Raw genomic sequence first — 3,531 nt, 5'->3', positions numbered from 1 at the left:
TGAAGATCGAACGTCAGCCCCTGCTCGAGCCGCGCGCTGTCGCTGTAGGACACCAACCCCACCTGATCGGCGCTGTCCATTGAGATCAGGTACTGACACAACACGTCAACGGCTTCTTTCACCGCGTAGGTCGGCTGAACGCGGGCGTTGGCCAACTGCGGCGTCTCCCACTCGCAGTGCCGCTTGTCCAACAGGTAGTGGACGAAGGTCCGCACGCCGTAGCGGTCCTCGTAGGCCCGTTCGTCAGGGTCGCGGCCGTAGTCGTCCAGCTTGGTCTTGACGTAGTCGATGTACTCGTTCCAGCTTCCCTGGGGATAGGGGTACGGCACGCTGTTCAGGCCCAGGCGGCTCTTGATCGTACTGGTCGAGAGCGACGAAGAGTGATAGGGCATCTCACCCGCGCTGTTGTGAAAGACGGTCATGTTGCCGAAGGTCGGCGAGCCCAGATCCTCCCAGACCTGCTGAATGTTGATCTCCGTCTCGCTCTCGTGCTTGAGCTGGCTGTCGTAGCTCATCGAGTTCGACAGGTCCATCACGATCACGATGTCCCGCGGCACCAGCATCGCCGTCGCCGAAGCCCCAATATTCGCCGTATTGACCCCCATCAGCGGGCCGAAGAACAGCGAAACCGGGCCGTTCGGCGAATCCGACGCCATCCGCACCCTCACCTTCACCGCGTCGGGTGGCTCGACGCCCTCTTCAAATACGTACCTGCCATTCTCGCCCAGCACGGATCGGCCGGTCACGATGTCGCTCGGCGCAATGTCGATGGCCACGCCCGCCGCCTTGTTCTTGAGGCTGAACTCCCGCGCGGCCAGGAAAACCTGCGTCTCCAGGTCGCCCTCGCCGCCGGCCAGTTTGGCCGCCGCCGCCATGGCCGCGGCGTCCGCCGTCCGCTGAAGTTCCGCCCGCGTCGCATGGAGATACCCCATGTCAACGGCCAGGGCGGCAAACCCCAGCGCCGTGGTCAGAAAAATCGCCGTCCACACCACGGCCGCCGCACGACGTCTCTGTCTCCCCGAACCGACTGCCTGACTGACTGCCCGCTGTCTCATTGCTTTTCTCCTTACTGTGGTATGCACAGCTCCGGTTGGAGCGTTGTATCCCTGGTGGTGGTTGAGCCGTGCTTCGACAGTTGTCAGAGAAAAAGCTCTCTAAATTAACTCTACGATACGAATGCGTCAAAGAATGTTAATTTTGATAAAGTGGTAACATCGGGTCGAGTGGCTGGCAAGATGGGAGACTTGGGGTATTTCGTTGGGCCGGTACGATCGAGTTCGACGACCGCTGTCGGAACTGTACGAAGCAATTATAAGTAGCCATCAGAGCAGCTTATCGAATGCCCCATCCGCGGATCGAAGGGTGCCGCAGTAGAGGCAGCGGATGTGGCGGGGCGACATGGGCCGGTCGCAGTGGCGGCAGCGGACGATGTCCGTCTTGCGCACCCGGCCGTCCAGCGTGCCGTCCTGAAGGTCGATATCCTGGACCCGCTGGGCCAGTTCCTCATCCGTCAGGCCCGTCTTTTCCCTCAGCAGCGACCACATCGCCATCGCGATCAGCGTCAGGTGGTCCACCCGCTCCTCCAACTGCCGCACGTGCTCAGCGGCGCGGTTGGCCTTGGATCGCGCCGCGTCCGAGGAAATCTCCGACCGCTCGGCGTCCCATCCTCGCGTCGCCCAAAACATTCCGCCCATCACGAACCTCCTGTCTTGTCGGCTCGGGGTCTATGTTGCTGCCGCACGGCCTCGACCAGGCCTTCGAGCGTGTGCTCGGTGGAGACAACCGACGGCTCGCGCCCCGACTGCCGCAGCCGCTCAGCCGTCACCGGACCGATGCAGGCGTATCTGGCTGAGGTCAGTTTTCCGTCCAGACCGTGCTGTTGGATGAGCTTGAAAAAACCATCCACTGTCGAGGCGCTCGAGAACAGCACCCAGTCGAATCGTTCGAGCCGCTCGATACGGGCCAGGGCCGAAGGCTCGATCCGCTCCGGCGTCACCGTTCGATAGCCCACGATGTTATGGACGTTCGCCCCGGCCTCTTGCAGCCGTTTTTCCAGGTCGTCCGGCGCAATCTCCGACCGAATCATCAAAATGCGCCGGCCCGCCATCCCTCGACCGATCAACGTCTCGGCAAGCCTATCGCTGGTAAATTGCCCGGGCATGGCGTCCGGCTCGATGCCCCATCGGCGAAACTCCTCCGCGGTGGCCGATCCGATCACCGCGATCTTTACGTCCGCCAGCTTGCGAATGTCCCTCTGGATTGGCAGAAACCGTTCAAAAAACACGCGAGCTCCGACCTGGCTGGTGATCACCAGCCAGTCGTACTCGCCGATCCGGCCAAGCGCCTCGTCCAATGCCTTGGTGTCCGTCACGGGCTCAGTCCGGATCGACGGGATCGACACCGCGTACCCGCCCAGATCGGTGATCAGCCGTTCGGTCCGCTCGATCCGCTCCGCCGGCTGGGTCAACGCCACCACCTGTCCCGCCAGCGGCTTGTGTTCGAACCATTCAAACCGCGTTCGCAGTTCCGTCACCTCGCCGATTACCACCAGCGCCGGCGGCTGGATGCGATGACGCTCAGCCTCCTCAGCCAACCTGGCCACCGTCGCAATTATTGTCCGCTGCAGACCCGTCGAGGCGTTCTCGACCACCGCCGCCGGCGTCTCCGCAAACAGACCCCCCTCCACCAACTGCCGCAGTTGCCCAGCCAGCGTGCCGACGGACATGTAGAACGCCAGCGTGCCCATCTTGGCCATGGCCGCGTGATCCAGCCGCGAGACCTCCTTGTCCGGCGACTCGCGCCCCGTGGCCAGGGCCACCGTGCTCGTCAGGTCCCGGTGCGTCAGCGGGATACCCGCGTAACAGACGGCTTGGGCTGCGGTGATGCCCGGCACGATCTCGAATGCAATTCCCGCCTCGACCAGGGCCTCAAGCTCCTCGCCGCCCCGCCCGAAGATCAGCGGATCGCCCCCCTTAAGCCGCACCACCGTCTCGTGTCGCCCGGCCAGCTCGATCAGCAGGCGGTTGATCTGAGCCTGGGCCTTGCCGCCGGCGGTCGGCCCCTTGCCCACGTCGACCAGCTTCTCCGCCGGCAGCCGGTCGAGCAACTGCGAACTGACCAGGCGATCGGCCACAATCACATCCGCCCGCTCCAGCCACCGCCGTCCGCGGACCGTGATCAGATCCGGATCGCCCGGTCCCGCCCCAACCAGTATGACCTTGCCCATTCTGCTTCCCTCTTGCGACAACGTGATGCGCGGCGTCCATTATACGGCGGATGGTCCGCGCGGTGGCCCAAAATCCAGCCGACCCGCCCCGCCCGCGCGAACCGGAAAACGAATGAAGTGTTGAGAAACAACCGCCCGCTTGGTATTCACAACAGCCCAAAGACGGACACGACGAGGAGATCGCCTCATGAATGCAGTGCGGAAAGAAATCTTCGTGGCCAGTCCGGGCGATGGCGTGGACATCGCCGGCTATGCGATCTACACCCAGCCGGAAGGCCGGACGATGATGTCGGTCCACGGCGTCC

At 63.5% G+C, this 3,531-nt stretch carries 3 protein-coding genes; all 3 read right to left on the bottom strand.

The window, feature by feature from the left end; all coding sequences use genetic code 11:
• Positions 1–1,055: hypothetical protein (locus GXY33_16875; GenBank protein ID NLX06812.1), on the bottom strand; the 1,055-nt coding region annotated here is incomplete at its 3' end.
• A gap of 267 nt (positions 1,056–1,322) precedes the next feature.
• On the bottom strand, positions 1,323–1,694 hold the full coding sequence (locus GXY33_16870; protein NLX06811.1) for a hypothetical protein: 372 nt from the start codon (positions 1,692–1,694) through the stop codon (positions 1,323–1,325).
• On the bottom strand, positions 1,694–3,226 hold the full coding sequence (gene cobA / locus GXY33_16865) for a uroporphyrinogen-III C-methyltransferase (protein ID NLX06810.1): 1,533 nt from the start codon (positions 3,224–3,226) through the stop codon (positions 1,694–1,696). The genes GXY33_16870 and cobA overlap by 1 nt, the downstream gene beginning before the upstream one ends.
• Positions 3,227–3,531: the final 305 nt, after the last annotated feature.

This window comes from Phycisphaerae bacterium, from assembly GCA_012729815.1.
Classification (GTDB): Bacteria; Planctomycetota; Phycisphaerae; order JAAYCJ01; family JAAYCJ01; genus JAAYCJ01.
The sequence above is the reverse complement of the archived record's forward strand: the minus strand, read 5'-3'. Positions and strand labels throughout refer to the sequence as shown.

Coding starts and splice junctions, on each gene's coding strand:
- GXY33_16870 (NLX06811.1), bottom strand. CDS start 1,694: ATGGGCGGAATGTTTTGGGCGACGCGAGGATGGGACGCCGAGCGGTCG.
- cobA (NLX06810.1), bottom strand. CDS start 3,226: ATGGGCAAGGTCATACTGGTTGGGGCGGGACCGGGCGATCCGGATCTG.